The 25,843-nt window shown below is 33.1% G+C and carries 21 protein-coding genes; 8 read left to right on the forward strand and 13 right to left on the reverse strand.

Annotated features, from left to right (window positions below; translation table 11 throughout):
- Nucleotides 1-289: 289 nt before the first annotated feature.
- The 10 genes from cas2 to B8780_RS06565 form a co-directional block, all read right to left on the reverse strand.
- Nucleotides 290-553: a CRISPR-associated endonuclease Cas2 gene (gene cas2, locus B8780_RS06520; protein ID WP_084273225.1), complete on the reverse strand. Its 264-nt coding sequence runs from the start codon at nt 551-553 to the stop codon at nt 290-292.
- Nucleotides 554-558: 5 nt separating this feature from the next.
- Entirely contained in the window at nt 559-1,551 is a 993-nt protein-coding gene (gene cas1b, locus B8780_RS06525) for a type I-B CRISPR-associated endonuclease Cas1b (RefSeq protein WP_084273226.1), read from the reverse strand.
- 5 nt (nt 1,552-1,556) lie between these two features.
- On the reverse strand, nt 1,557-2,054 hold the full coding sequence (gene cas4 / locus B8780_RS06530) for a CRISPR-associated protein Cas4 (RefSeq protein WP_084273080.1): 498 nt from the start codon (nt 2,052-2,054) through the stop codon (nt 1,557-1,559).
- The gene (cas3, locus tag B8780_RS08245) at nt 2,055-4,448 is read right to left on the reverse strand and encodes a CRISPR-associated helicase Cas3' (protein ID WP_201788791.1); all 2,394 of its coding nucleotides are present in this window, start codon (nt 4,446-4,448) and stop codon (nt 2,055-2,057) included.
- Nucleotides 4,429-5,199: a type I-B CRISPR-associated protein Cas5b gene (cas5b, locus tag B8780_RS06540; protein ID WP_161939690.1), complete on the reverse strand. Its 771-nt coding sequence runs from the start codon at nt 5,197-5,199 to the stop codon at nt 4,429-4,431. The genes cas3 and cas5b overlap by 20 nt, the downstream gene beginning before the upstream one ends.
- Before the next feature lie 5 nt (nt 5,200-5,204).
- Nucleotides 5,205-6,116 (reverse strand): type I-B CRISPR-associated protein Cas7/Csh2, encoded by a 912-nt coding sequence (gene cas7b, locus B8780_RS06545; RefSeq protein ID WP_161939691.1) that lies wholly within the window; start codon nt 6,114-6,116, stop codon nt 5,205-5,207.
- Nucleotides 6,085-7,947: a TM1802 family CRISPR-associated protein gene (locus tag B8780_RS06550; protein WP_084273084.1), complete on the reverse strand. Its 1,863-nt coding sequence runs from the start codon at nt 7,945-7,947 to the stop codon at nt 6,085-6,087. Before B8780_RS06550 ends, cas7b begins: the two co-directional genes overlap by 32 nt.
- On the reverse strand, nt 7,944-8,690 hold the full coding sequence (gene cas6 / locus B8780_RS06555) for a CRISPR-associated endoribonuclease Cas6 (RefSeq protein WP_084273085.1): 747 nt from the start codon (nt 8,688-8,690) through the stop codon (nt 7,944-7,946). Before cas6 ends, B8780_RS06550 begins: the two co-directional genes overlap by 4 nt.
- A gap of 289 nt (nt 8,691-8,979) precedes the next feature.
- Nucleotides 8,980-9,969: a BadF/BadG/BcrA/BcrD ATPase family protein gene (locus B8780_RS06560; RefSeq protein WP_084273086.1), complete on the reverse strand. Its 990-nt coding sequence runs from the start codon at nt 9,967-9,969 to the stop codon at nt 8,980-8,982.
- Nucleotides 9,966-10,907 (reverse strand): SIS domain-containing protein, encoded by a 942-nt coding sequence (locus B8780_RS06565; protein ID WP_084273087.1) that lies wholly within the window; start codon nt 10,905-10,907, stop codon nt 9,966-9,968. Before B8780_RS06565 ends, B8780_RS06560 begins: the two co-directional genes overlap by 4 nt.
- Before the next feature lie 86 nt (nt 10,908-10,993).
- Here B8780_RS06565 and nagA point away from each other — a divergent pair, with 86 nt between their 5' ends.
- From nagA to lysA, 4 genes are read left to right on the forward strand one after another with little or no spacing between them, the layout of a single operon-like run.
- The gene (gene nagA / locus B8780_RS06570) at nt 10,994-12,130 is read left to right on the forward strand and encodes an N-acetylglucosamine-6-phosphate deacetylase (RefSeq protein WP_084273088.1); all 1,137 of its coding nucleotides are present in this window, start codon (nt 10,994-10,996) and stop codon (nt 12,128-12,130) included.
- Between the two features lie 33 nt (nt 12,131-12,163).
- Nucleotides 12,164-12,988 (forward strand): N-acetylmuramic acid 6-phosphate etherase, encoded by an 825-nt coding sequence (locus B8780_RS06575; protein ID WP_011176815.1) that lies wholly within the window; start codon nt 12,164-12,166, stop codon nt 12,986-12,988.
- Nucleotides 12,989-13,033: 45 nt separating this feature from the next.
- Entirely contained in the window at nt 13,034-14,005 is a 972-nt protein-coding gene (locus tag B8780_RS06580; RefSeq protein WP_011176816.1) for a D-alanyl-D-alanine carboxypeptidase, read from the forward strand.
- A 38-nt stretch (nt 14,006-14,043) separates the two neighbouring features.
- Nucleotides 14,044-15,303, forward strand: a complete 1,260-nt coding sequence (lysA, locus tag B8780_RS06585; RefSeq protein ID WP_084273089.1) for a diaminopimelate decarboxylase — start codon at nt 14,044-14,046, stop codon at nt 15,301-15,303.
- Here lysA and B8780_RS06590 read toward each other — a convergent pair.
- Nucleotides 15,281-15,979 carry a C40 family peptidase gene (locus B8780_RS06590; RefSeq protein WP_084273090.1) on the reverse strand — a complete coding sequence of 233 codons (699 nt, stop codon included), beginning with the start codon at nt 15,977-15,979 and terminating at the stop codon, nt 15,281-15,283. The genes lysA and B8780_RS06590 overlap by 23 nt on opposite strands.
- Before the next feature lie 270 nt (nt 15,980-16,249).
- Between B8780_RS06590 and B8780_RS06595 the strand changes: the two genes are divergently transcribed.
- From B8780_RS06595 to B8780_RS06605, 3 genes are all read left to right on the forward strand, one after another.
- Entirely contained in the window at nt 16,250-20,125 is a 3,876-nt protein-coding gene (locus B8780_RS06595; RefSeq protein WP_084273091.1) for an ABC transporter substrate-binding protein, read from the forward strand.
- A 141-nt stretch (nt 20,126-20,266) separates the two neighbouring features.
- Nucleotides 20,267-21,319, forward strand: coding sequence for a serine hydrolase domain-containing protein (locus B8780_RS06600; RefSeq protein WP_084273092.1), 1,053 nt, complete (start codon nt 20,267-20,269; stop codon nt 21,317-21,319).
- 30 nt (nt 21,320-21,349) lie between these two features.
- Nucleotides 21,350-22,714, forward strand: coding sequence for a glycoside hydrolase family 3 N-terminal domain-containing protein (locus B8780_RS06605; RefSeq protein ID WP_084273093.1), 1,365 nt, complete (start codon nt 21,350-21,352; stop codon nt 22,712-22,714).
- 8 nt (nt 22,715-22,722) lie between these two features.
- Here B8780_RS06605 and B8780_RS06610 read toward each other — a convergent pair whose 3' ends face one another.
- Complete coding sequence (locus tag B8780_RS06610) at nt 22,723-23,796, reverse strand: dipeptide epimerase (protein ID WP_161939692.1); 1,074 nt, start codon at nt 23,794-23,796, stop codon at nt 22,723-22,725.
- A 90-nt stretch (nt 23,797-23,886) separates the two neighbouring features.
- Here B8780_RS06610 and B8780_RS06615 point away from each other — a divergent pair, with 90 nt between their 5' ends.
- Entirely contained in the window at nt 23,887-25,083 is a 1,197-nt protein-coding gene (locus tag B8780_RS06615; RefSeq protein ID WP_084273095.1) for an exo-beta-N-acetylmuramidase NamZ family protein, read from the forward strand.
- Nucleotides 25,084-25,086: 3 nt separating this feature from the next.
- Here the strand turns inward: B8780_RS06615 and B8780_RS06620 are convergent, their stop codons facing one another.
- Nucleotides 25,087-25,587 carry a YdcF family protein gene (locus tag B8780_RS06620; protein WP_084273096.1) on the reverse strand — a complete coding sequence of 167 codons (501 nt, stop codon included), beginning with the start codon at nt 25,585-25,587 and terminating at the stop codon, nt 25,087-25,089.
- Between the last annotated feature and the right edge of the window lie 256 nt (nt 25,588-25,843).

Consider the following 25,843-nt stretch of genomic DNA (forward strand, 5'->3'; position numbering starts at 1 on the left):
CTTCATTTCAAACCCTTATAGATAGACTAGATACCTCATAATAATATTACTATGATATATAAGTATTTATATTATAAAAATTGCGCATTATCAGTAGTTCTACTTTTTTATACTAAATATTATATTAAAATTATACTTTATGCATCTGTAAGCAATTTCTTTTAATATTAAAAAAAATATAAAAAATAGTTATTTTATATACAAAAGCTGTAATAAATTGCTTTAAAAATCAAATTTATCTATTCCGTCGAGGCCCTGTATTTTTTGAACTATTGATGGTCGACGTAAATTAAAAAAATCTTTCATCGGAATTTTTTATTACACCTAAATTTTCTTTGTTGGTGTATTTCAAATCTCTTATAATGTAAAACAAAACTGAATCCTCATCTTCATTAATTACCTTTTTAATTTCCTCTTTTAATTTATAGAATGAGGCCTGTGATATTTCACCCTCTAAGACAGAATTTTGTATCCAAGTTATATACTTCCTAGCTATTTTTAAAACTTTTGAGACACGCTTTTCTGAAATATCATAAACCAATATTATATAAATCCCACTCACCATCCAGATTTATATGGAACATATAATTTATCTCCTAATATATGTTTCTCTAATTTATATACTTCTAGTCTAATCAATCTTCTATATGAAACCTTGTGTGGTATTCCTGGATAGGATATGGTTGTTTCTAATTTTTTATCTAACTCTTCTATTATTGATTTTTTTCCGGTATTATCAATGGAAACTATATTCTCTATTTTATTAAAATTGCTTTCTTTTATAATATTTTCGTTTATTAGTTTGAATATTACACGATCTGCTATGATTGGTTTAAATATTTCTGATATATCTAAATTTAGCGTGAACCTTCTAAAATTAGTTTCGTGTAGATATCCTATTCTAGGATCCATATGTGTTTTATAAATCTCTCCTAGAATGGTTGTATATAATATTGAGTTAACAAAACTTAACATGGAATTGATATTATCTTTAGGAGGCCTTTTTGTTCTACGTTCAAATGAAAAATTTTTGTTACTTATTATCTCATTAAATGAATAATAGTATAATTCCCTTATCTTGGCCTCAACAAGCATGAGAGAATTTATATCATTTTGTGTATCAAAAGATTCTTTTAAATGTTCTATTTTTTCTATTACCTGATCTAAATCACGACCGCGGTTGTTATAATATTTTAAATTTATAAGAATATTATCTACAGCCCCTTTTTCTATTAGACGTGCTATTTCAAGCCTTTTTGAAGAATCAATATAATATTTAACCTGATTTAATATCACAGCACCTGAGGATAAATGCTCTCTTGGATATATTGATCCTGAATAATATCCATAATAATTAAAATAGTGTATTAATATACCCTTCTCACTCAGGTAATTAAGTAGCCTTGTATTAAAATTTATCTCTCCAAAAGCATATATTTCAGATGTATTCTCAATGGGTATATATTTTCTACCATCTTGATTTTCTATTAATATTGTATTCTCATCACGTTTCAGATTTCCACTGCTAAATATATAGATAGATTTCTTCATTATCCTCACGACCAGCAAAATTCAGAATATGCACAATTCCTGCAATGGATATTTTTTACCGGTTTTGGAATTTCCATTTCAATAATTCTTTTTATGTCTTCTATAATTTTCACCAATTTTTCTATATTTTCTTCAGTTAGTTCAACCCTTATTATTTTTTTCTCAGCAGGAAATCTTAACTCACCGGTAATATTTGTCCCTGGTTTGTATAGCTGGTACATGTAATATAATAACTGCATCTTTGCAGCATTTTCAGTTTTACTCGATTTTTTAATTTCTACTATAATTGTTTTACCATCCTTATTTTCTACTGCATCTATTCTGGAATTTTCTATATTAATTTCCTTTCTATCTCTATTATAACTATGCTCATGTATAGTTCTACCAATGATTATATTATCGTCATCTTGATCCGCCTCAATTCCATGGGATATTAACCATACTTCGCGTTTGCATATATTATAATACCAAATCATTGTGCCTGTTATGTTTAAATCATTCATTTATATCACCAGACTCTCACCATTATTAATCTTTAGACCTGTTGTATTATCATATGAAGATTCAAGATAATTTTTGCGAATTATATAAAAATCATCATAAAATTTATCACATACAATGTTTTTCAAATCAGTTTTTCTAACTGAAATTATATAATTATACATTTCCTTTCTAAATTTTATAATATCATCATCATAATAATTATATTTTTTAACTTTATATTTATTTATAATATCTGCAGCCTCATCATCTATTTCAACAAATATGTTTATATATTTATCAAAATCATTTATAATATGGAAGTTAGAAACATAATATTCATCATTTATTTCAGATTTATTTTTCTTAAAAAAATTTAAGTTATTTAAGGCTCTTTCTAGATTCTCTGAGGATTGTAATGTTAACTGCCTGACGCATTTATAATATTCTTTAATAATATCAAGATAATCACTCTCATCTATTGTTACCCTATTTTTTAATAATCCTAATGAAATATCTGTATGCAGCTGCCCGTATACATGTCGTGAAAAATAGCCATTACAACTATTTTTGGGTGAACAGTTTACTATGTAAATCTCGCCTTTTTTATTATTGTTTCCATTTCTATTAACTCTACCAGAAGATTGTATTAAACAGTCAATTGGAGCAATATCCCGGATAACTATGTCAAAGCTTATATCTATTCCAGCCTCAAAGATTTGAGTGGATACTACAATTATATCCTCTTTATTCTTTATGCTGTCTTTTATTTTATTTATTACATCCATCCTATGTTTGGGTATTATATTTGTTGATATGTAATAAACTTTTTTCTTAGTCAGCGTTTTTAGATGATTATATGCATCAATAGATGCCTTAATTGTGTTAAACATAAATAGTATAGAAGAATATTTGCAATTAATGTATTTATCAATAACTTCTTCTGGAGTCATAGGTTCTAAATTTATATGCATTTCCACCCTGCTTAATTGTCTAAACATTGATTTATAATCGCCAGATAATTCCACCGCATCATCTATTATATTTGGCTGGGTTGCCGTCATAATAATAAAATATATATCAAATTTTTCTGCATACAACTTCAATAAGAATTTTATATTTTCCCAATTCTCAATGCTTATACTCTGGATTTCATCAAGGATTATTATGGAATTAGCGATTCTAAAATATTTTTTTAGATTTCTATTTTTAAAGCCTGCCAAAGATTCAAATAACTGCACAAAAGTTGTGAATATAATTTCACTATCCCAATCCTCAGTTAACATCAGGCTTTGATCTACTGGAAGTTCCTCTCCAGCAATCTTTTGGGTTGATAAACTTAAATGATGATGTTTAATTATATATCTTTCGTCGTTTTCTTCAAAATCTTTCAAACCACTTAAAACAGATCTCATAACTTCATAATTCTGATCTACAATGGTTGTAAACGGGAGAGCATATATTATTCTATATAATTTTTTAACGCTGTCTTTTAGTTTATCCCTTAAGATTAATGCAGCAGCTATTCCTGCAAGAGTTTTACCAGAACCGGTTGGTGATGTTATGGTATAAAAATGATTTGACAAATCTGCATTTTGCATATTATGTTTCACAGTTTTATATAATTCATCTCTCATATTATTTATTTTATACTTTGTTGTGAATCTTGATTTCTTATAATTCTCTATTAATTCCTCTTTTATATTATACTTTCTGTCATTAACATCTAATGATGCTGCATTTCTTTTATCATTATCTATTAATGCTGAATAAATTAATAAAAAATCTGTAAATTCTATATTTATATATGAATTTGATGTATATTTTATATTTTTATATATTTTAACAAGGTAATTAAATATATCTTCATGATGCGATATAAATGAATCAATATAATCCAACTTTATACCAGTTTCTTTAAATGAAAAATCTGCAACACATTTAAAATCCTTCTCTATTTCATGAATATTTTTTTTAATGTTGTCACACTGCTTTTTTAATACTTCAATATCATAAGATATATTCTGCTGTAATTGAGGAATCCCAATATCAGAATCAAGATTACAAAGATTACCGTGGTGGTGTTTAACTGCTAGGTAAATGTAAAGAACATACTCATCAGGAAAATTATTTTGTTTGGCACAGTATGCAGCATATAATGCTGAAATAAAGGCATGTGATTTGTATTTTTGCTTTTTATTATATAATAGATAATCCTGAAAAAATTCCGTGTATTTTCCAAAATCATGCAGACAACCAACAATAAATGCTGATTTTTTTAAATATTCATCATTCTTATTTAGGTAAATGCACTTAATTGATTTATATGAATTCCTGCCAACCTCTATAAGATGATCATGCAGAAATCTGAATTTTATGTTTCCATCTTCACACCATTTATGAGAATAGAAATTCATTTTCTGCAACCTCTGGTAAAACCATATTTTCTTCATTATTATTATATTTTACTTTTATTATTTTTCTATCTGTTTTTATTTTATAATTTTTACCACCGTGCTCAAAAATATAGGTCTCAGTTCTTGGTCTCCTCTCTTTATCAAAGTAAATTGGTATTATATCCTTTTGTATATGAATGCCTTCTTCAATCTTTACACAATTAATGTATTTCAACGGGGTAGGTGACACAACCTCTATAAAGTCATCTATGGAAAATATCTCAACCTCAGATTCCGCAACAAATCTTACCGTGGCAAGCATGTTGGCATAACCAAGAGAAACAGGATAATATGGATTTTTATTTTTTATTTTTTCCTTAAGTTCTAATATCGTTTCATCTTTTGATGAAAAATATATTCTATAAACTATATTCTTTGAAAAATCCTCCGGGATAAGTAATTCAAATGGTATTTGAGTATAATCGTATCCCTTTGATTCCATAATGTTATTAAAAAATGAGTAATCAATTATTTTCATGTAATTTAAATTAGTCATGTAAGTTCTTATCTTTGATTTTACAGAAACCGATATCAATGAATTCTTAAAATTCATATCTTCATAATAAGAATCAAAATCAAATCCAAGAATGGCACCTATAATACCTGAAATCACGGTTCTTGGTGGAAATAAATACGTCAGTGAAGAAGAATTAGTATAAAATTTTTTGAAGCTTGCAAATTTTGCCTGCAGATCAAAAACCATCATTTTCATGTTTATCATTTTTTACAATTCGTTAAATCTTCCATATCTTCTATGTTTAGGTTTTTGTGTATCCAGCATTGTGCTATTGATATTTCATTTTCAGAAATTACGCTTATAAGTTGTTTCAAACTAATTGAATAATCATTTATATTCCTGATAGGCTCCTTTTTGATATTAAGTTTTATATAATCTCTAAGATCGCCTATGTATTTTCCATTAGATTCTGTTCTTATGTAAAGAACAGGCATCTGGTTAATCTTGCTCCTCGAAGCCTGAGATGGTATTGCATTTATCATTGCCTCATCAAACTTTTTAATATCATCTGGGCCAAGATTTGCTTTCTTTGCCCTTTTTGAACTTATAACACCATAAAATCCAATTAATGAATAATATAATCTATAATCCTTTCCGATAGAATTCATTTTATTGCCAGTGGAGCTGGCAAAGCCACCTGTTATTGAGTATGAGTTCAAAAGTTCAACCCTGTTTAATGAGTATCCCCAAGAAAACTGTACGGGCCCAACTATTCTTATTGAATCACCATCAGACCTTTTTTTATTTTCATTTTTTTGCGATATTGGTATCATGGCTCCAAACAATCTTATATCAATAAACTTATCAGTTACAAATTTCTTTAAATCTGTATCTTCATTTGCTTTATTCTCCAAAGCATCATTTAACCTCTCAGTGGCGGTTTGAACATTACCATGATTTATAAAGATATTATTATCGTTTTCAAGTAGGTAATCTCTGATATATCTTTTTAAACGAACATCTGAAACAAGATTTGTGGAAGTTTCATAATCCATTCTGGGTCTGTTCTCATCATCTATGTCTCCATTTGGGTTTGTTAGCTTTCCTTCATATAAAAACAATATTTCTCCATCTTTTATATCACTCATTATTATCATCCTCCTCATCTTCATTGTTTTCATCTTCTAACTTATCTGCAACACTGTAGCCTGTCATTATTAAAAATACATTTGATACATCGTCTATTGGCCATTTATTCTTATCAGAAATATATTTTGATAATATTGAATGTGCCATAAAAAGAGCATATCCAAAATCTTTTGAATATATTCCATACTGTTTTATTTTTTCATCTATTTGTATTAATAACTTTTCCAATGAGTTAAGATTCATACCCTGGTAATTTATCTTTTCAAGCATTGGGTTGCTTTTTATACCATTTGCGTACTGTATGCTTCCTATCTTCTTAATGGCATAACCAATCCAGAACAAACACTCCTGTTCCTTTGAGTATCCCATCTCCCTGATAAAATTATCCTCTTTCATTTTGCTCTTACCTCCATTGTAAAGATTTTCAAATTTAAATTCATTTATAACATTCATTTTTGCTAAAAATTTTAAATATGCATTTAAAGCTATTATATAATTTGTATCTAGTCTACCATTTTCATAATAATACTGAGAAATTGAATCCATATATATGGATAATAATTTGTTTAATTTTATGTTTTTTAGTTTAAATAGACTTATTATAAATGTCAAAGCTTCCTTATATTGTCTATTTTTTGCTAATGTTTTATAAAAACCATTAATATTCAAATTATAATTAAAGAATGAAAACATATTTTTGAACTCAAGATATGTTGAATTAATATTATTTATCATATTTAGTACCCTTGATTCAGGTATTTCTGTTATTATGTCTATAACTTTAAAAAAGCTCCTGGCCATCTCATAAAACATAATATCTATTATATAACCATCATCTGTTAAAATTTCCAATTTTGCAAGAGACTCTGCCTTTGAATTTATAATTGAATCTGTAATCTTAAAAACCTTTTCAGGTTCTATTTTTCCATGAAATACAGTTTCCTCTGGAATTATTAAAATGCTCCAGTCCCCAAGATTGGTACTTAAATTATTGAGCAGGTAGTTTTCAGCATTTATTATCTTTTGATAGCAGTCTGAGCATATGACAAAATTTTTTGAAAAATCTTTTAACAGTTTTGATGAAAATGATATCTTATTTGTATTATAATACTTAAATCTAAATTTGCTTGTATCAGCGGTAACTTTTTTATTACTTTGACCACATACTGAACAAGTTCCATCCTCATAATTTTCATTTTCAGGTGTCATAGAGGATTTTAAAATATCTTTATATTCATCATTCTTTGCAATTATTTCGTCATCAATTCCAATTGTAAAAAGTGAAATATTTTTTAGATATCCGTTTAATTCTCCTGTATATTTTATTAGATCATCTATACTATAATAAATATATGGATACGGTATCAATTCTAAAAGAACATTGTTTTTATACTGGGTGCTGTTATTCTTTTCCTTCTTGTTATAAATTATTTTTATTCTAGTAAATTTTATTTCTCCAGGATATATAATTATATCAAAGTATGTGCTGTTATCTTTATAATATTTATTAATAATTGATTCTATCTTGTTTATAAGAGAACCACGATAATTTTTACTTTTTAGATAATTATAAAAATTTGGAATTGAATTAAATGCATAATAAATGTTATCTGTGGTTAAATGCCATTGTGGTTTATTTCCTTTTATATTTCCAATCCATAGGTATTCCTTGGCAACCAGTTCCGCGCTGTCATCTGTTATCTCATTAAATTTTAAAGTTATTATATTCTTGGATGTAAAGAAGTTGATTATGCAAAGATAAGATCCATTCTTTTTTAAATCTATTTTTTGTATTTTATTTGACAGTGCGTCCGAAGTTAACAATCCTCCCAATCCCTCAAGTGCACTTATCAATTTTTATCACCCAAAATTTTGAAACAGCCAAATCCCTCAGAATTTTTTGAGCCAATACCAGAATAGAACAATAATTTCATTATTTCTGGCTCAGTTCTTATTGTGTATATGCCATTATATGCTTTTATAAGTGTGTCTTTAAAATAGATAATCTTTTCATCTTTTTGGTTCTTCATATTATTATATGATATGTTAAATGTGAAATCATCGCTGTACTTATTTATAGCTTTTAATTTTGTCGCTATATTTTTTCTTACTGCATTTTCAAAATCATTTGACCATGGCTCAAAAAAAATTTTCTTTTTATTTTTTAGTGTTGTGTAAACTGTTATTGGAGAAAGCATTTCTATTATGTAATGTTTTCTATTTTTATATATATTATAATCAAAAAATGATGGAATGAGGTCTTTAACTATAATCTTGGTTCCATTTAGATATAATTTCTGATTGGATAGAAAATTATAAGCTATATCGGAAACAAGGTCATCATCATAAGAGGAAAAAATGAAATAAACAGGAGAGTTAAAAATTATTGATTTATTTTCTATTCTGTACTTGCCAAACAATTTTGAAAATGTCATAAGCTTGATTTTCTTGGGTCCTACAAGATAACCAAACTCATGAAGTTTATCTCTTTTTTCCTGATCAGATATATTAGAATATATCATTGCCTGAATTAAATTATTGTACCATATTGGTAATTTAAGCTCGCCTTTGAATTCAAATACTATCCTAACTCTCATAATAAATAGCCACTATTGAAAATTAATATATAAATTTTTCTATACATATAAGCATACGAAATAATTTATTATTAATGTTACGATAATTAAATTAAGAATCTTCAAATATTGGGTTGCTCTAAGATCATATTATTAATAATATCTTATATCATCCTACTTCATTGCTTAAATTATTTTATATAAATTATTAAATGGATATTTTTAATATTCAATAAATATTCTATTTTATTTATATATTCTCTACATTATTTATTATAATTAGTCATATTTATAACTAAAAATATTAAGATTAAATAAAATCAACGCCCAGATTTTCATATAGTATTCTATGATCGATTTCATTTATTTTATCATCTATATCTTTTATTATTTTATCCCTTAATTTATAATCAAAATTAATATTATTTTTATTCATGTATAATATTAGACCTCCCACCGCAACATGGTAGCCATAGAAAAATGAAATATTTTTTAATATTGTATTTTTAATAACCCCATTTTTAAGCATATCACCTGCCAGAACAGTCCCGCCAACAAGTGCAACTGGAATTTCATGGTCAAAGAATTTTGACATAACATTTAAAATTCTTGCATCGTAATCTGCAGCCTCATTAATTATATTAACAGCAATGCTGTCTCCACTGTAAGCCAATTTTGAAACTCCTGGCGCCATAAGTGCAACCCTTCTTTTAGGATGCTCAATTTCGAGATTATTTATTGCCTGTCTGAATTCATTTTTATAATATTCCTCTGTTAATTTTACCAGGGAATCGCCGTCTATTAATTTATCATACTGCTCCTCGGCAATTGTTAATGCCCTTCTTGCAATCCATGATGCGGAACCCTCATCTCCTGCAAACCAGCCCCAGCCACCAATTCTTTTGATACCGCCGTTTTTTTGATAAATTCCTATGCTTCCGGTTCCTGGCGCAAATATTGCACCGTCATTGAATAGATTTGCAAGTCTGTATGCAAAAACACCATCGTTTTCAATAAAAAATTTATGTCCATGTGAAATGGATTTTGATATATTTAATCCGATACTGTTTGCCCTTTCTGAATCGCCGAAGCCTGCAAGGCCCATAATTATTTCATATTCATTTATATTCGATAATGCCATTTTCATGGCTTTATTAATATTATCCATTGCGGTTTCAGTGCTTACGGAAAAAAAGTTTGATGGACCTGCAACGCCAATACCAAGAACCTCCTCTTTTAATGTATCGTATAAAACGGCAAGGGTCTTTGTGGCACCGCCATCAATGGAGATTACCCTCATTTAACCACCTTGCTAAGCTTTTGAGGATGATCCGGGTCAATGCCCCTTGCCAGTGCAGCCTTTAATGCCAGCACCTGAAGCGGGATAATACATGTAATGGCACGCATAATCTCGTCATTTAGGCCGGTCATTAAACCAGGATCAATTACAATGAATCTCGACGTGTACTTTTTTATTTTTTCCGGTGGTTTAATACCAATGGATACTATCAATGTATCATTATCTATTGTTTCCATGTAGCCATGCTCATACTCCATGGCCGGAAAACCCTCTGAATCAATGCCCGCGGTTTCACGTAGCTTGAGTGCACCCTCAAGTGCGTCCACGGTGAAAAGCCCGGAGCCAAGAAACACGGCTCTTTTAAAATCATAATCATAATTTGTTTTAAAGGCTTTTTCCATTATATTTATAATATCGCCTGAAATACCATCAATATTAATAATATCATCAATAATGCATGAATAAATGCCAAATGCGGCCATCATCGATCCTGTAAAGCTCTTTGTTGCCGTAACTGCCAGCTCGGCACCGGCACTGTATGATATATTTATATCAGAGATGCGGGACAGGCTGTTATTAATTCCATTTGTAATTGATATTATTTTAAAATCTTTTTTTCGTGCCGAGACAGCCGCATTTATTACATCCCTGCTCTCACCGGACTGGCTGAACGCAATAATTAAACCATCTCTATAATTTGATTTATCAATCATTTCATTAAAAAGCGATGCCTGCAACGGTTTTGTAATTATGCCTGCAAGATCCAATAGCATTGATAAAAATATTGATGAGTTATGGCTGCTCCCGCTTCCAATTATAAAGATGTTTTTTTCTGAACCCATTAAATTTTTCACATCAATGCATTTTGAAACCGTCCTTTTATATGACTCTGGCATTGTTTTGTATTGACTTTTAATCTCATCTTCAAGGTTATACATTATGGGCCATATTTTATGTATATATATTTATTTCTATAATAATAAATTCATTAAAAAGTTTATTATATATAAACTAATTACAAAGAATGAATTACAGCCTCCTTGCAGGTATTATACCAACGCCTGATGGCATCTATAATGATTATTACATAAATATATCTGGCAGCATGATAAAAAGCATAACCAGGCATCCGGATTATTTATTAAAGGACAGGCTTAATGCATACATTGCAATGCCCGGATTTATAGATATACATACACATGGATACTACGGTATAGACGCCATGGAATCCAGTTATTCTGATATACATAAATGGGCCTCGATGCTTGCAATGCATGGTGTCACATCATTCATACCGGCATGCGTCTCCTCTCCTGTGGATGATATAATTAAATTCATTAAAAAGATTGGATATGCAATGTCATCACAGGACGTTAACGAGGCAAGGATAATCGGTGCCAGAAGTGAGGGTCCATATATAAATGTAAAAAAGAGGGGTGCACATAACCCTGATTTTATAAGAAAAATAGATAAAAATGAAATTTTAAGTATTTTAAATGCGTCGAATAATACATTAAAGATCATTGATATCGCCCCGGAGCTGGATAATTTCCAGGAGGCACTATCAATGTTTAATAGTTCAGGAACAATTGTTTCAATTGGCCATTCAAATGCTGATTTTAATAGGGCATCAATGGCAATTAACTCAGGTGCAATGTTAATGACGCATTTTTATAATGCCATGACGGCTTTTAACCACAGGGCGCCTGGCATGATAGACGCCGGCCTTTTATCCGATGTGTTCCTTGAGGTCATTCCTGATATGCATCATGTATCATGGGAATCGATAAATATAATGCTGAAAATCAGGGGCCCGAAAAGAATAATAGCAATAACGGACTCGCTTTCAATAGGCGGTACAGACAAATATTCAGGAACCCTTGGCGGCCTTGGCATAGATATAAAGGATGGCGTTGCATGGATCTCAGGAACAGAAACAATAGCAGGCAGCGTCTTAACCATGGAACGTGCATTTAAAAATCTTTATGAACATGGCATCAACATAGATGAACTGGCGGAAATGCTCTCCGGAAATGCGGCCAGGCTCCTCGGCATGGAGAATTATGGAATGATATGGCCCGGAATGATTGCAGATATAAACATTGTCAATGAAAATATTGATATTGTAAATACAATAATAAATGGAAATCCGTTAAAATGAAATTTTTAATATAAACATTATTATATATGTATTATGAATGATACTGAGGATATAAATTTAAACACAGTTGACATCGACACATGGGATTTTCAAAGAATTGCTGAATTTATACATTTAAGCGATATAAGTGCATACGAGGCTGTTGGCAGGCAGATTGAAAACATTTCAAGACTTGCCGAGGTTTCATGCAATGCAATAAGAAACGGCGGGCGTGTCATATATATTGGAGCAGGCACAAGCGGTAGAATAGCCGCACAGGACGTTGTTGAATTAAAGCCAACGTATAACCTTGGAAGGGAGTCATTTGATTATATCATTGCCGGGGGCGAAAGGGCGCTTGCAGAATCTGTTGAAAACTCTGAGGATGATCAGGATGCTGCTGTAAAGGATCTAAAATCAATTAACATAAATAAAAATGACGTTGTAATAGGCATATCGGCATCTGGAACCACACCATTTGTAATATCTGCATTAAAATTTTCCATGAATCTTGGATGCCTTACCGCCGGGATTACATGCAATGAGAACAGGGAAATAAAGAAATTTTCAAATATATGCATAGAGCTAATCACGGGTGCAGAGGTAATTCAGGGATCAACAAGGATGAAGGCCGGAACGGCCCAGAAGATGGCGCTTAACATTATTTCAACAAGCATTGCAGTAAAGCTTGGGAGAACATATAAAAATACGATGTCAAGCATGGAGTCATGGTACAATCAAAAGCTCAGGTCCAGGGCTGTAAATATACTTATGCATCAGTTCAACCTAAAACATGATGATGCCGTTAATATTCTTGAAAGAACAGACTATGATATATCAAGATCTATAGATATTATAAGATCAATGAATAAAAAATAATTTATATTATCAATAAGTTTAATTTAGCAATATTATATTACATCCATGGATTATATTTTATCGTACTGCTTCATTAAATCAGGCCGTGTTTTAAGATCATTTAACATGGATCTGCCGCTAATGCCGGCATCAAATATGAAGATTGTAACAGCAATTCTGGCAATGAGGTATATTAAAGATTTTAAAACCTTTTTTAAAAATGAGAATGGAAACCTTGTAATATCCGGTGCCCCGTCAACAAGAATGACCCGTGAAAAATTCCTTGAACTAGCAGGCAAATCAGGAAAAATAAAAAGAATAGTATTTTCTGATGCGTATATTGATTATAACTTTTATAATAATGACTGGACATATGGAAATTCAGAGTACTGCTTTCAGCCAAAGATACTTCCTTATATTTACAATGAGGGCTGTGATGAACCACATCTTGGAAGGCCATTAATGAACCCGCTGCTTGAGATGTCATACGATCTTGGTGTTACATATACAATATCGCCGGTGCATGGCGAATCCTTTATATTATACAGGGATAATATAAAAAGCCTGCTTGGGCACATGCTTTATGTATCATGCAACCTGGCAGCGGAGCATATATCAAAGTACATATCATATATATTAACCGGAACCCAGGGAACATGGGAGAAATCATGCAGAATATACAGTGAATTCCTCAATGAAAAATTCCCTGGAAGGAGATTTCATGTAAGCGATGGTTCAGGGCTTTCAAGAAAGAACCTTATATCAACGTATATCCTGGCATCACTTATAAACAGGGATCTTGCAGACCTAATGCCGGCACCAGGCCATGGCACACTTAGGAACAGGCTTTTAAATCTCCATGATATAAAAATAACCGCGAAAACAGGGTCACTTGATGGTGTATCATCGCTTTCCGGATATATATACGATCATGATGTATCATTCAGTATAATTGTTAACAACGCATTTGATGTTTATTCTGAAAGAATTGTTGATGAAACGCTTCTTGAGATTCTTAATAAAATAAATATTATATAATTCAGTTAAATTTTTAAGCTAATCTCCATTAATATAATATGATAGAGAACTTTCAGTACAAAGGCAACTCGCTTTTTCTGGATGATGTGGAATTAAAAAGCCTTGCACATCAATTTGGAACACCATTGATTGTGCTTTCCGAGAAGAGAATAAATAATAATTATCTTAAAATAAAAAGTGCATTTTCAAAACATTTTAGGCATTTTAAGGTACATTATGCCTTAAAGGCAAATTCAAACCCCGCGGTAATATCAATTCTCCGCAGGCTTGGTGCAGGTGCTGACGCCGCAAATCCAAACGAGGCAGAGATAGCAATGTATTCCGGAATATCACCGGATAATATAATAATGACCGGAAATAATCTATCATATAATGATTTAAAGCGCGCACTTGAAATGAACATAAAAATAAACTTTGATGATGTTAACCAGATGAACATTTTAAAAAATGAGCTGCCGGATATAATATCATTCAGGATAAACCCTGGATACGGAAACGGTGAATTTACAGGTATAAAAACTGCTGGTCCATCATCAAAGTTTGGAATTCCAATGAACGAGGCATTAAATGGCTACAGAACTGCATTAAATGCCGGTGTTAAGAAGTTTGGAATACATATGATGGCAGGCTCAAATAATCTTGATCCTGGATACTTTTATGAACTGTCAGGAATCTTTGCCGGTATTATAAAAACGATAAATAATGAGCTTGGCATATCCTTTGATTTTATAGACATTGGTGGCGGTTTCGGCGTTCCATATAAAAATGAGGCGGCGCTCGACATAAATGAAACGGCCAGGCTCATTGCCATGGCCCTTGATGGCATAATGGATTCAAACCCTGATGCCGAAATAATAATCGAGCCCGGGAGGTATCTCGTTGCAGATGCAGGCATAGCGCTTGCAACCGTGACTGATTTAAAGAATTATGGAAGATCAATTGCAGGAACAGATCTTGGGATGAACATATTAATAAGGCCTGCACTCTACGGTGCAGTGCATGAAATAATATGCATTAACAAGAATGATGATAAGCTATTCAACTATGATATAACAGGGCAGATCTGTGAAAACACCGATTTTACAGGGCTAAACGTTAAACTTCCAGGGCTTGAACCTGGTGATATCCTTGGCATAATGAATGCAGGTGCCTATGTATCCTCAATGAGCAGCAATTACAACAGCCTTTCAAGGGCTGCAGAGGTTTTAATATCAGATGATAACGTTCATTTAATTAAAAAACGTGATGATATACGTGATATAATAAACAATACATTTATACCCGGACATTTGCTTTGATTCTTCCTATCTTAAGCATTATTGATATTAAATACCTTGAGTATTCGCTTCCATCAGACAGATCTGTTACAGTAACACCGCCATAGTGGCCGTTTGCATGAACAATCTTCATATCGCCAATGTATAATCCAACATGGCCCTTAAAAAACACAAGATCGTTTGGTCTTGCCTCATCAAGTCCGTTGACCATGGCTGAGAACTCACGCTGCTGTTCACTGTTCCTGGGTATTTCAATATTATTATATCTAAACAGCCTCTGTGTAAATCCGGAGCAGTCAAAGCCAAAGGATGATGTGCCACCCCAGAGATATGGCACTGTTAAAAAATCCATTGCCATCTCAAATGGCTCCCTTTTTTTATTAACCGGCTCTATTGAATCCTCTGGTATATTATAATTCGATATATCATCATCGTCTATGTATGCCGAGAATGGCATCTTGATTTTTTTTAGCATTAGATGCCTGCTGGTTTTGTACCTTTTAACTTTATATTCGCCGAGCTGTGTTTTTTTTATAAAGCCATGAACACCGTCATTGCATATTACCCCTGCATAATCATTGTAATATCCAGTAATTTTAACAGATTCACCAAAGATGAGCTGCGATTCACGCTCAGATTCAAATCTTGGCTCAGATCTGACATCGGCAACCGGGGATATAATCGTTGCATAATACATAAAAATAAATAATTAATCATCTTATTAATTTTGTTGTTAATTTATAAATAATTTACATGATAATAATAACATGAAATATTATTTAAATGTATAAAAATGTTTTAAAAATTTTATTTAGTTTTTAAATAAAAATAAAATTTATTAAAAATGATATTTAAATTATTAAAATAATTATTATATACATTTATAATAAAAAATTATTATTTTAATTGATAAAAATAATATTAACTTAATACAAAAATTTATTAATAAAACTAATTATATATAAAAATGGTAAGAGGCAAGATTAAGAAAGGTGTGGCCTTGCTTGCATTCCTTGTGGTATTTTTTATGATTGCCACGGCCTTTTCAGGCATTCAGCCACATAATGTTAATCCTGCAGAACCATATGTTTCATCAGTTAATCTGGCAGGCAATGGGACATATAAGTTCGCAGAGGTTGGCAGCGTTCTTGACATAAGCGAGTTTTCTGCAAATACTGTATGTGATTTTCTTTTTCTTAATAATATATACAGTACCGGAATACAGATATACCCAAATGGAACCCTTGGCCCATGGCTTTTAACATCATGGTCAGGTGAGCCGGTTTCAAACATAACGACCTTTGACCCTGTAACAGGATTAAATGAATCCGTGAGATATATATACACCGTTCATATAAGGCCAGGGGTCCAGTGGACGGACTGGACGCAATCAAACAGCAATGATACATACGTTTTCAGCAACAGCACATCGTTTGTTTCAACATCAGGGAAAACATACAATTACCAGTACAAAAGCTTTTATGATACATTAACAGGAAGTATCGAGCCATGGAAGCCTGTAACAATGAAAACATACTATGTTCAGGCTGCAGACTTTATACTATCATGGAAGATACTTGATTCATCATTAACGTTCTCAGGATCATTTTGCAACATAGCAAACATTGTGCCGGTAAATAACCTGACGCTTGAATATTATTTAACACAGCCAATATCAACCTTCGTTGAGGTAACACTTGGCACACCGGTGCTTCCATACCATATATGGGTTAATCATGATTATTCATCGACACCTGGATTATGGAATTATTCAAAAAATCTTCCGGCATCCCAATCATACAATCTCTGGAATCTTGGCTTTAACCCTGCAACAGGCTATGCACCAGGATTAATAGGCACAGGCCCATTTATGATGAACGGCGGCTATAGCATGCCCAGGGGCATACTGCTCATGAACAACTACTGGGAACTTTACCAGAACACGCATTACTTTGCAGGATCTGTAAAATCATTAAGCCAGTACATGCCAAGGCTCTATGCAATTGAGGGTATAAGCTACTCGTCATACTCTGCCGCGGTTGCGGCATTAAGATCCGGTGACGTTTATACAATAATACCATCACCACCGCAGACCTTTCTTCCAACGATAGAAAGCATACCAAACACATACGTTTACACAAAGGAGGGTACAAGCTTTGGCTTTATCCAGATAAATCCAAGGTCATCGAATGCGCCGTTCAATATAACAGGTGTCAGGGAGGCCCTTGAATATGCAATACCGAAATCATATATAACATCGGTTGTTGATGAGGGCTTTGATACACCTGGAAACTCTGTTGTTCCATCATCCGATGTTCCATGGCATGCACCAGATTTGCCGGTATATCATTTCAGCATATCAAGGGCCATGGAAACAATAAATCAAACAATGATCAGGCATCCGGGCCTTAAATATGTAACATCAAATGGAAAATACGTTCTTGAATACCATGGAAAGCCTGTGAAAATGGTAATACAGGCCATAGTGAGCAGCCAGAACCCACTGGGTGTTGAGGGTGCCGAGATCATAGCAAAGGACTGGAGAGCCATGGGAATACAGGCAAGCGTGGAGCAGGAGGCACTTGCAACGGCCATAGCAAACTCAAATGATTACGATTATCAATCGCTTGAGCTTGGTATTTCAGGAATATCCGGAAACCCAACAAGCTTCCTTGATCTGACATATAATCTCTCAGAGGCACCTGCAGGCTATTACATAGGGCCATTTTCAGGAATAACATATAATGGCCCGGTTAATTCATCATTGTGTCCAGAATTAAGGGATAATGCTTATTATAATGGAACAGAGATAACAAAGATACTGGACAATTTAACCGGAAGGCTTTACCATGTCTTTTCAATACAGCAGCAGCTTAAGATAGCATACATGATACAGTACATAAGCGCGCAGGAATTAACATACGTTGATATAACATATGGCGTTGATCCGATACCGATAAACAACGGAACATTCACAGGAATAACAAAGGACAGCCTGCCCCTTTCATCATTCTGGTTCTGGAACTTTGTAACGCTGCATGAGAAAAGTGCCATAAAAATAAAAACCAGTTTTGAAACAAAATTACAGGTCAGCGTCATAACAGGTAAAAGGATTTATTACAATGGTGAATACGGAAATGCAACTGTTTCTGTAAGAAACGTCTTTGGGGCTCCGGTTTCAGGGGTGAAAATAGATATTGGCGATATACCATCCGGCGGCATAATAAATGTATCATCAATAACAGGAATCACGAATTCATCAGGAATATACAAATTTGAATTCAGGATACCGGAGACAAACTCACTTATCTACACAAAAGATTACTCTGGAATAATAAATATTACGGCCACGGCAGTATCAAATAAATACATACCGGCAATCGGCTTTGGGCACATCGATGTTTCACCGGTACCGGTCGCATATAAAATATTATCATATAATGGTACATTATCAAGGAATTCAATTGAAAACATTAGCCTGGAGATATATAATCCTGTGACCGGAAGCCCGGTTTCCGGATATTCATATACAATTCAGACCCTTGCAGGCGCGGTAAATATAATTTCAGGTAAAAACCAGATATTATCATACGTTTCAGATATCGATGGCTTTGGCCTCGGATCAGATTATGTACTTAGCAATGGCCTTAAAAATTATAACATGTCGTCAATATCCGGTGTAACCGGTGCCAACGGCATCATAGACTTTGGCCTCAGGGAAAACTCAACATTTAATGACTCAAAAAATACCGGCTATGAAACATATATATTTATAGGAAACTATGCCGCAGGTTCTTCAATGCAGGGCGAGTATGGCTACATGACCCTGGGCCAGGTCACATCATCATATAACGGAAATGGCTTTGGAATATACCAGCCATTTGAAATACCTATTTTAATATCAAATAATAACAGCGTTTCAATAAAGATCATATCAAGGCACACCGTGAATTACAATGGAAGATTAAACATAACATTAATGGCAACAATGGATGGAAAACCGCTTAAAAACTATAAAATAACATTAACAGCGCAGAACGCCCTTGGTGCAAACCGCGGCACATTCATTGGAGCGCACTCCTCAGCCTTTAATCCGAACTCTCTTGTACTGCAGGGTTTCACATCAACGTTTGCAAATATCTATGGATCATCAAGCATGCCGGAGATCAATGTTACAACGAATAGTACAGGATATGCAACAGCAGTCTTCACGCCTGAGATTTACAACCCTGAGAACTATTCAATAATGAATTATCAGTCAAGATATTATATACCATTCGATGAGTTCCAGATCTCGGCAACAGGAAGCAATTCAACGGCAGCAACGTACATAATGTCAGGTCAGTACCTTTATAAAAACAGCACAGGGCCATTCATATCATACTTTGTTGATGTTTTTGCCGCTGGTTCATACTATTTAAATGGAGAGTACGCATTAATGGCCGGCAAAAACTATACTATGTACATAAACTCAACAATTGATGGCATGGCAGGACCATATGCACCTGGCATTTCAGGAAATATCACATCAGACCCTGGATACTTGAACGTAAAATCATTTAACACGGGTTCATCGGGCTCTTTAAGGATAACAATAAATGTGCCGGATCTTTCAAGGGAAGGCATAGATTACATACATGTTTATGTAAACAACGGCACATCAAAGAGTGTCTATAATTACACATTCTTTATAATACCTGAAAATTCAACGGTAAAAAACATTGTTCATACAAAAATTGAGGAGAATCCGCTGAACACATATATACTTGTAATTGCAGTGGTCTTCATGGCATTATTCCTTGCAATGGTTGCAGTTTACATAATTGGCAGGAAGAATAAATAATTATTTAATATTTTTAAATGCTTTTATATTTAATATACCATTAAATTATAAATAAAAGATCAATGGCAATTTTAATCATTTTAAAGATTTTATATTATCTTTGATAATTATATTTATATATATCATCACTTTTTCTTAATAATGGAGGATTTTTCAGATCAAATAAATGATCTTATTATAAATTCAATACCAGAGGTTTCAACGCTTATATCTGCAGGAATAATGAAAGATGGCGAAATAAAATACCTCGGTTTTCATGGTGGCATACCAGAACTGAATATTTATAATTGCGATAAAATGCTCTTTGATCTTGCGTCAGTGACCAAGGTCGCGGTAACATCAATGCTTGTTATGAAGCTTCTCGATGCCGGAAGGATAGCCCTCGAGGACAATTTAAAATCACTTGGCATGGATATTGACAATATTTCAGGACTTACCCTAAGATCGCTAATTACACATACCAGCGGCATTGGTAATTTCCCGCTGCATCTCTATGGGAGATCAAAATCAGATTATCTAAGAATTATATCAATACTTGCAAGGGATTCAGTTATGTACAAAAAGGAGGTTTACAGTGATATTAATTATATACTCCTTGGCTTTGTGCTGGAAAACATTTACGAAAAGCCCCTGGATTTAATAGCAGAACAGGAACTTTTCAGGCCGTTATCACTTAAAAACACGTTTTTCAATCCGGCGAATCATGAAATGACGGCACCGACAGAGGTCGATGCCGCACGTGGTTTAATCCACGGTACAGTCCATGATGAAAAGGCATACGGCCTCGGCGGCGTTGCCGGTCATGCCGGCCTGTTTTCCAACGTTAATGATATATTGAACTACTTTAATGCATTTATTAACTATAAAATTATTTCAAGGAATACATTTGATTTAATGGTAAAACCACAGAACGAATATCTTGGCGGAATATTCGCAAATGGCTGGATGGTGAAGCTTCCAAGGAAAAGGCATGTTTCAGAATCATTCGGGTACTCATACTTCATGGGTGATTATTCCGATTATTATACAATAGGGCATACTGGCTTTACAGGTACATCAGTTTGCATTGATTATAAAAACAAAATAATTGCGGTGCTGCTAACAAACAGGGTCTATCCATCAAGGTCAAATGATTCAATACTAAGATTTAGAAGGCTTTTTCATAATACTGTGTTTAAAAATTTACTAACGTAACGTTTAATATATCAATGCATTTACATAATAATGAATTATGGTTATTTTATTGAGACCGGAATTCCCGGAGATGATATCGAGAACATAAAAAAATTTCTTTCAAAATTAAGACCAATGCACATAATATTAATGAGGGGAAACTTCTCGAATAAACGGGAACTTGCCAGTTTAATATCAAAGATAAATAAATTTTATATTAACGATCTTAAGTTAAACAGGCCGGTGTTTTCAATAGACCAGGAGGGCGGCAACGTCATAAGGATCAGTGATATTGATTATCTTCCAAGCAATTACTGCCTTGGATTTATAAACAGGGCAGATATTTCAAGAATGGCAGGCCTTATTACAGGCTCGGAGCTTAGATCCATTGGAATACTCTGGAACCATGCGCCTGTACTGGATCTTCTGGAATCACCAAAAAATCCTGTGATACTTGAAAGGTCATTTGGTAAGAATTCAAAAAAGGTATCAAAACTCGGGAAATCGTATATAAATGGACTGCAATCTGCAGGTGTTGCAGCCACCGCGAAGCATTTCCCCGGGCACGGCGGCGTTATTGAGGATTCGCATTTAACAATGCCTGTTGATAACAGAAATATCAATGAAATAAAAACTTCCATGATGCCATTTGTATCTGCAATTAATTCCGGGGTTAAATCAATAATGCTATCACATGTTCTTTATTCATCCATTGATGATGTGCCCGCATCATTATCAAAAAGGATCAATGATATATTAAGAAGGGATCTAAATTTCACGGGAGTTTCCGTTACCGATTCAATTGATATGAAGGCATTGTCATCGAATTTTTCAATAAGGGAAATAGCAATGAGATCAAATGCAGATATAATAGAAAGCGTTGATCCTGAAACGTCAATTGAGCTCATGGATTTTATAAAGTTTAAGGATATTAATCGCGATTCATATAAAAGAATAATAAATCTTGTTCCGGATCATTACATAAAAATGCCTGATAAGGGCATGTCATTTATATCATATATGTGCGTGAAAAAATTTAGGGGAAAATACCTAAGCAAGGACATTGAAACGGACATAATATTTATGCCGAATATATCAAGAACCCTTGTTGAAACCGGAAGGATAGATTATAAAAATGTAATTTCAATGCTTAAAAAAAGAATAAAAAGGATCAATATCTTTGATTATGAAAACTACAATGGCAGTGCCAGGCAGGTTATAATCATAGGAAGGAATCTGCATATAAAAAATTATGAATTAAAAGATTTAACATTTAAAAAAAGATCTTTTTATATATCAACAGGGATAAACTGCGATATTAATAATGTGCCAGGGGGAACAGGATACATATCATGCTTCAGCACAAAGCCCGAGAGCGTTTACCTTGCAATACTAAGAGCCTTTGGACTTATTTAATATAAAAATTAAAATCCAAGTGCTTTTGGATCTGCAAGCTCGAATCCGGCACCTGGTATATCATGATTTGTTATATATCCATCATTAAATATAACAGAGTTTTTTGTTATATCATTGTTTAGGCTGCTGAAGCCATCAAGATCAGCATATTTAACTATCTTCCTGCCCAGTGCAAGGTCTATTCCATAGGATATTGATACCTTTGTCTCAACCATGCAGCCTATCATGACCGGTATATTATATGCATCGCATATATCAGAGATCTTCACTGCATCTGTTATTCCACCGGATTTCATAAGCTTTATATTCACCATGTCCGCAAGCTCATTCTTTAAAATAAATGCGGCATTCTCAGGGTTTTTAACAGATTCATCAACCATTACAGGAATAAATGATCCTTTCTTAAAACATTTCAGCCCGGTGTAATCATATTCATTTACAGGCTGCTCTATAAATTCTATTTCATATTTGGATATCATGTTTGAAAGCCTTAGCGCCTGCTTGCAGTTATATGCCTGGTTCATATCAACATATATTATTTTATCATTTCCAATGGCATCCCTGACTGTTTTAACCCTGTCAACGTCATTATCAATGCCAGAGCCAAGCTTTATCTTAAAAACCTTAACACCATCATTAATAAGATCATCTGCCTCCTTTAATGCAGATTTTGAATCCACAAGATCAACGGTGAATGAGGTCATTATTCTCTTTTTATGACCGCCAAGCATTCTCTTTAAGGGCATGCCCGCCCTTTTTGATATTATATCATAAATTGCCGTGTCAATTGCATTCCTGCTTGCCCTTGATGATACCATGGTTCTCTTCATAAAATCATTAAGCATCTCCGGGTTTTCATCCATGCCTGTCAAATTCTTTGAAAAGTACGAAAGCTCATACTCTATTGATCCAGCGGTATCCCCGGTTATCATTGGTGTTGGCACAGCCTCACCGTAGCCGGTTATTCCATCAGCAGTTACCTCAACAATGAAACCATCATAGTAATCTGTGCTTCCAAGGGAGATTACAAAGGGCTTTTTCATCCCAATTTTTAATCTTTTAAACTTTATTTCCTCTATCATTATATGGTATAACATGCCATATATTTAATTGTATCATTTAGATAATTTAAAAAAAGCATAAGCTTATTTCCTTAAAAGGTATGATATAACATGGTATTAACAGGCATAGACCAGATAAACAGCATCTCATGGAAATTAAAAGATAAAAATGTGGGCATTATAACAAATAATATGGCAAGGAATCGCGAACTGGTTTCGTCACTTGATGTGATAAAATCATTAAATAATGTCAGGAGTTTAACACTGCTAAGCCCTGAGCATGGTTTTTTTGGCGATCTTCAGGCCGGAATACCTGTTGAATCATACTTTGATGATTATCTCAATGTTTACGTTGAGAGCCTTTACAAAAATCCTGGAAATGTTGATAATAATGATATTGACAGCTCCATGAGGGAAATGGATTCAAAAAGGGATAAATCAAAGTATCCTGATAAAAGCATAATGGAAAAGTTTGATGCTATTATTTACGATCTTCAGGATGTTGGCTGCAGGATATATACATATCTTGCAACGATGATATACTCCATGGAGTCATTAAATGATAATGGTACAGAATTTATAGTTCTTGACAGGCCAAACCCGATAACGGGCCTGAATCCGGAGGGGCCAATTCTTGATGGTGGGCTTGAATCGTTCATAGGTGCGATGCCATTGCCCATGAGGCATTCATTAACCATCGGCGAGGCCGCACTGTTCTTTAATAAATATATTAATAAAGAAAGAACAAACCTTAACATAGTTAAAGTTAAAAACTGGAGGAGGAGTTTATGGCATGATGAAACAGGCCAGCCATGGATCATGCCGTCGCCAAACATGCCTGATCTGGATACCGCCATTGTTTATCCAGGCAGTGTTTTAATCGAGGGCACAAATCTATCAGAGGGGCGTGGAACAACAAGACCATTTCAGATCCTTGGCGCACCATGGATTGATGGGGTTAAATTAAGTAAAAAAATAAATGATTTAAAGATTCCAGGCGTAAAGGTCATTGATGTAAAATTTATACCATCCTTTTCAAAGTATTCTGGTATGAAATGCTCTGGAATATACATATATGTAAATAATAGAGATCTGTTCAGGCCATTTAGATTTGCCCTTGAAGTGATATCAGAAATAATTGATGTTTACAAAGATTTTGAATTTTATGACAAATACTTTGATAGTGCATCAGGTAATAGAATGGTAAGAAGCATGCTTTTAAAAGGATACTCCGGTAATGACATCGTTGAAAGATTTGATTTGAACAGGTTTAATATTGATGCAGACGAAATAAAAATATATAATTAAACATCAAAGAAAATGGAGAAAATTTTCTAAAATCCTTTTTTCATCATTTAAATCACCAATTTCTTCAAGTATTTTATAATCCCTGGCGTATTTTAAATCCTCATCATCCCTTTTATAATCGATGCATTCAGTTAAAATTTCAACGTTAAAGAATTTTGAAAATATCATTAAGGCCCTTTTTACGTGATAGCATGATGTAACAATGTAGATCCTTGACACATTAATTTTATATTCCTTTAAAAGAATGCCTGTGTAAAAGGCATTCCCAATTGTTGATGTTGACCTTTCCTCAAGGATAATATCTTTATCTATACTATGATTTATTACATCTGCTATAAAAGAGGCCTCACTTCTGCATTTAATATTTGTTATTCCTCCAGAGGCTATGGCAACAGCCTCAGGATGCTCTTTCAATAGCATGGCACCTCTCTTAGCCCTTTCTGTTATTTCATCGCCATGGCAATTTTTATCCAACCTGCAGCCAAGCACTATTAAAATATCCATGTAAATTAAATAATAAATTCATATATATAGTAGCACAAAGAATATCTAAGATCATCAATCAACATCTCAGGAGCAAAATAAAACCTACAGGAAAGAAGAATAGTGGAATCACTTTCAAGATTAATGAGAATCTTTCATCGCTTGAAGCAGATGAGATACGTTCTGTATGGGAACAACAATTGATGTGTTTAATATATACAAATGTTCTGGTGTATGATACAATAGAGAATTCATCATAATAGGGCAGGTGAGCTTA

Source organism: Picrophilus oshimae DSM 9789, from assembly GCF_900176435.1.
In the GTDB taxonomy this organism is placed as follows: domain Archaea; phylum Thermoplasmatota; class Thermoplasmata; order Thermoplasmatales; family Thermoplasmataceae; genus Picrophilus; species Picrophilus oshimae.

Coding starts and splice junctions, on each gene's coding strand:
- B8780_RS06595 (WP_084273091.1), top strand. CDS start 16,250: ATGGTAAGAGGCAAGATTAAGAAAGGTGTGGCCTTGCTTGCATTCCTT.
- B8780_RS06565 (WP_084273087.1), bottom strand. CDS start 10,907: ATGTATAACCTTGAAGATGAGATTAAAAGTCAATACAAAACAATGCCA.
- nagA (WP_084273088.1), top strand. CDS start 10,994: ATGAATTACAGCCTCCTTGCAGGTATTATACCAACGCCTGATGGCATC.
- cas6 (WP_084273085.1), bottom strand. CDS start 8,690: ATGAGAGTTAGGATAGTATTTGAATTCAAAGGCGAGCTTAAATTACCA.
- B8780_RS06575 (WP_011176815.1), top strand. CDS start 12,164: ATGAATGATACTGAGGATATAAATTTAAACACAGTTGACATCGACACA.
- cas3 (WP_201788791.1), bottom strand. CDS start 4,448: ATGAATTTCTATTCTCATAAATGGTGTGAAGATGGAAACATAAAATTC.
- B8780_RS06620 (WP_084273096.1), bottom strand. CDS start 25,587: ATGGATATTTTAATAGTGCTTGGCTGCAGGTTGGATAAAAATTGCCAT.
- lysA (WP_084273089.1), top strand. CDS start 14,044: ATGATAGAGAACTTTCAGTACAAAGGCAACTCGCTTTTTCTGGATGAT.
- B8780_RS06590 (WP_084273090.1), bottom strand. CDS start 15,979: ATGTATTATGCAACGATTATATCCCCGGTTGCCGATGTCAGATCTGAG.
- B8780_RS06615 (WP_084273095.1), top strand. CDS start 23,887: ATGGTATTAACAGGCATAGACCAGATAAACAGCATCTCATGGAAATTA.
- B8780_RS06610 (WP_161939692.1), bottom strand. CDS start 23,796: ATGATAGAGGAAATAAAGTTTAAAAGATTAAAAATTGGGATGAAAAAG.
- B8780_RS06560 (WP_084273086.1), bottom strand. CDS start 9,969: ATGAGGGTAATCTCCATTGATGGCGGTGCCACAAAGACCCTTGCCGTT.
- cas7b (WP_161939691.1), bottom strand. CDS start 6,116: ATGAAGATGAGGAGGATGATAATAATGAGTGATATAAAAGATGGAGAA.
- B8780_RS06605 (WP_084273093.1), top strand. CDS start 21,350: ATGAATTATGGTTATTTTATTGAGACCGGAATTCCCGGAGATGATATC.
- cas5b (WP_161939690.1), bottom strand. CDS start 5,199: ATGAAAATGATGGTTTTTGATCTGCAGGCAAAATTTGCAAGCTTCAAA.
- B8780_RS06580 (WP_011176816.1), top strand. CDS start 13,034: ATGGATTATATTTTATCGTACTGCTTCATTAAATCAGGCCGTGTTTTA.
- cas1b (WP_084273226.1), bottom strand. CDS start 1,551: ATGAAGAAATCTATCTATATATTTAGCAGTGGAAATCTGAAACGTGAT.
- B8780_RS06600 (WP_084273092.1), top strand. CDS start 20,267: ATGGAGGATTTTTCAGATCAAATAAATGATCTTATTATAAATTCAATA.
- cas4 (WP_084273080.1), bottom strand. CDS start 2,054: ATGAATGATTTAAACATAACAGGCACAATGATTTGGTATTATAATATA.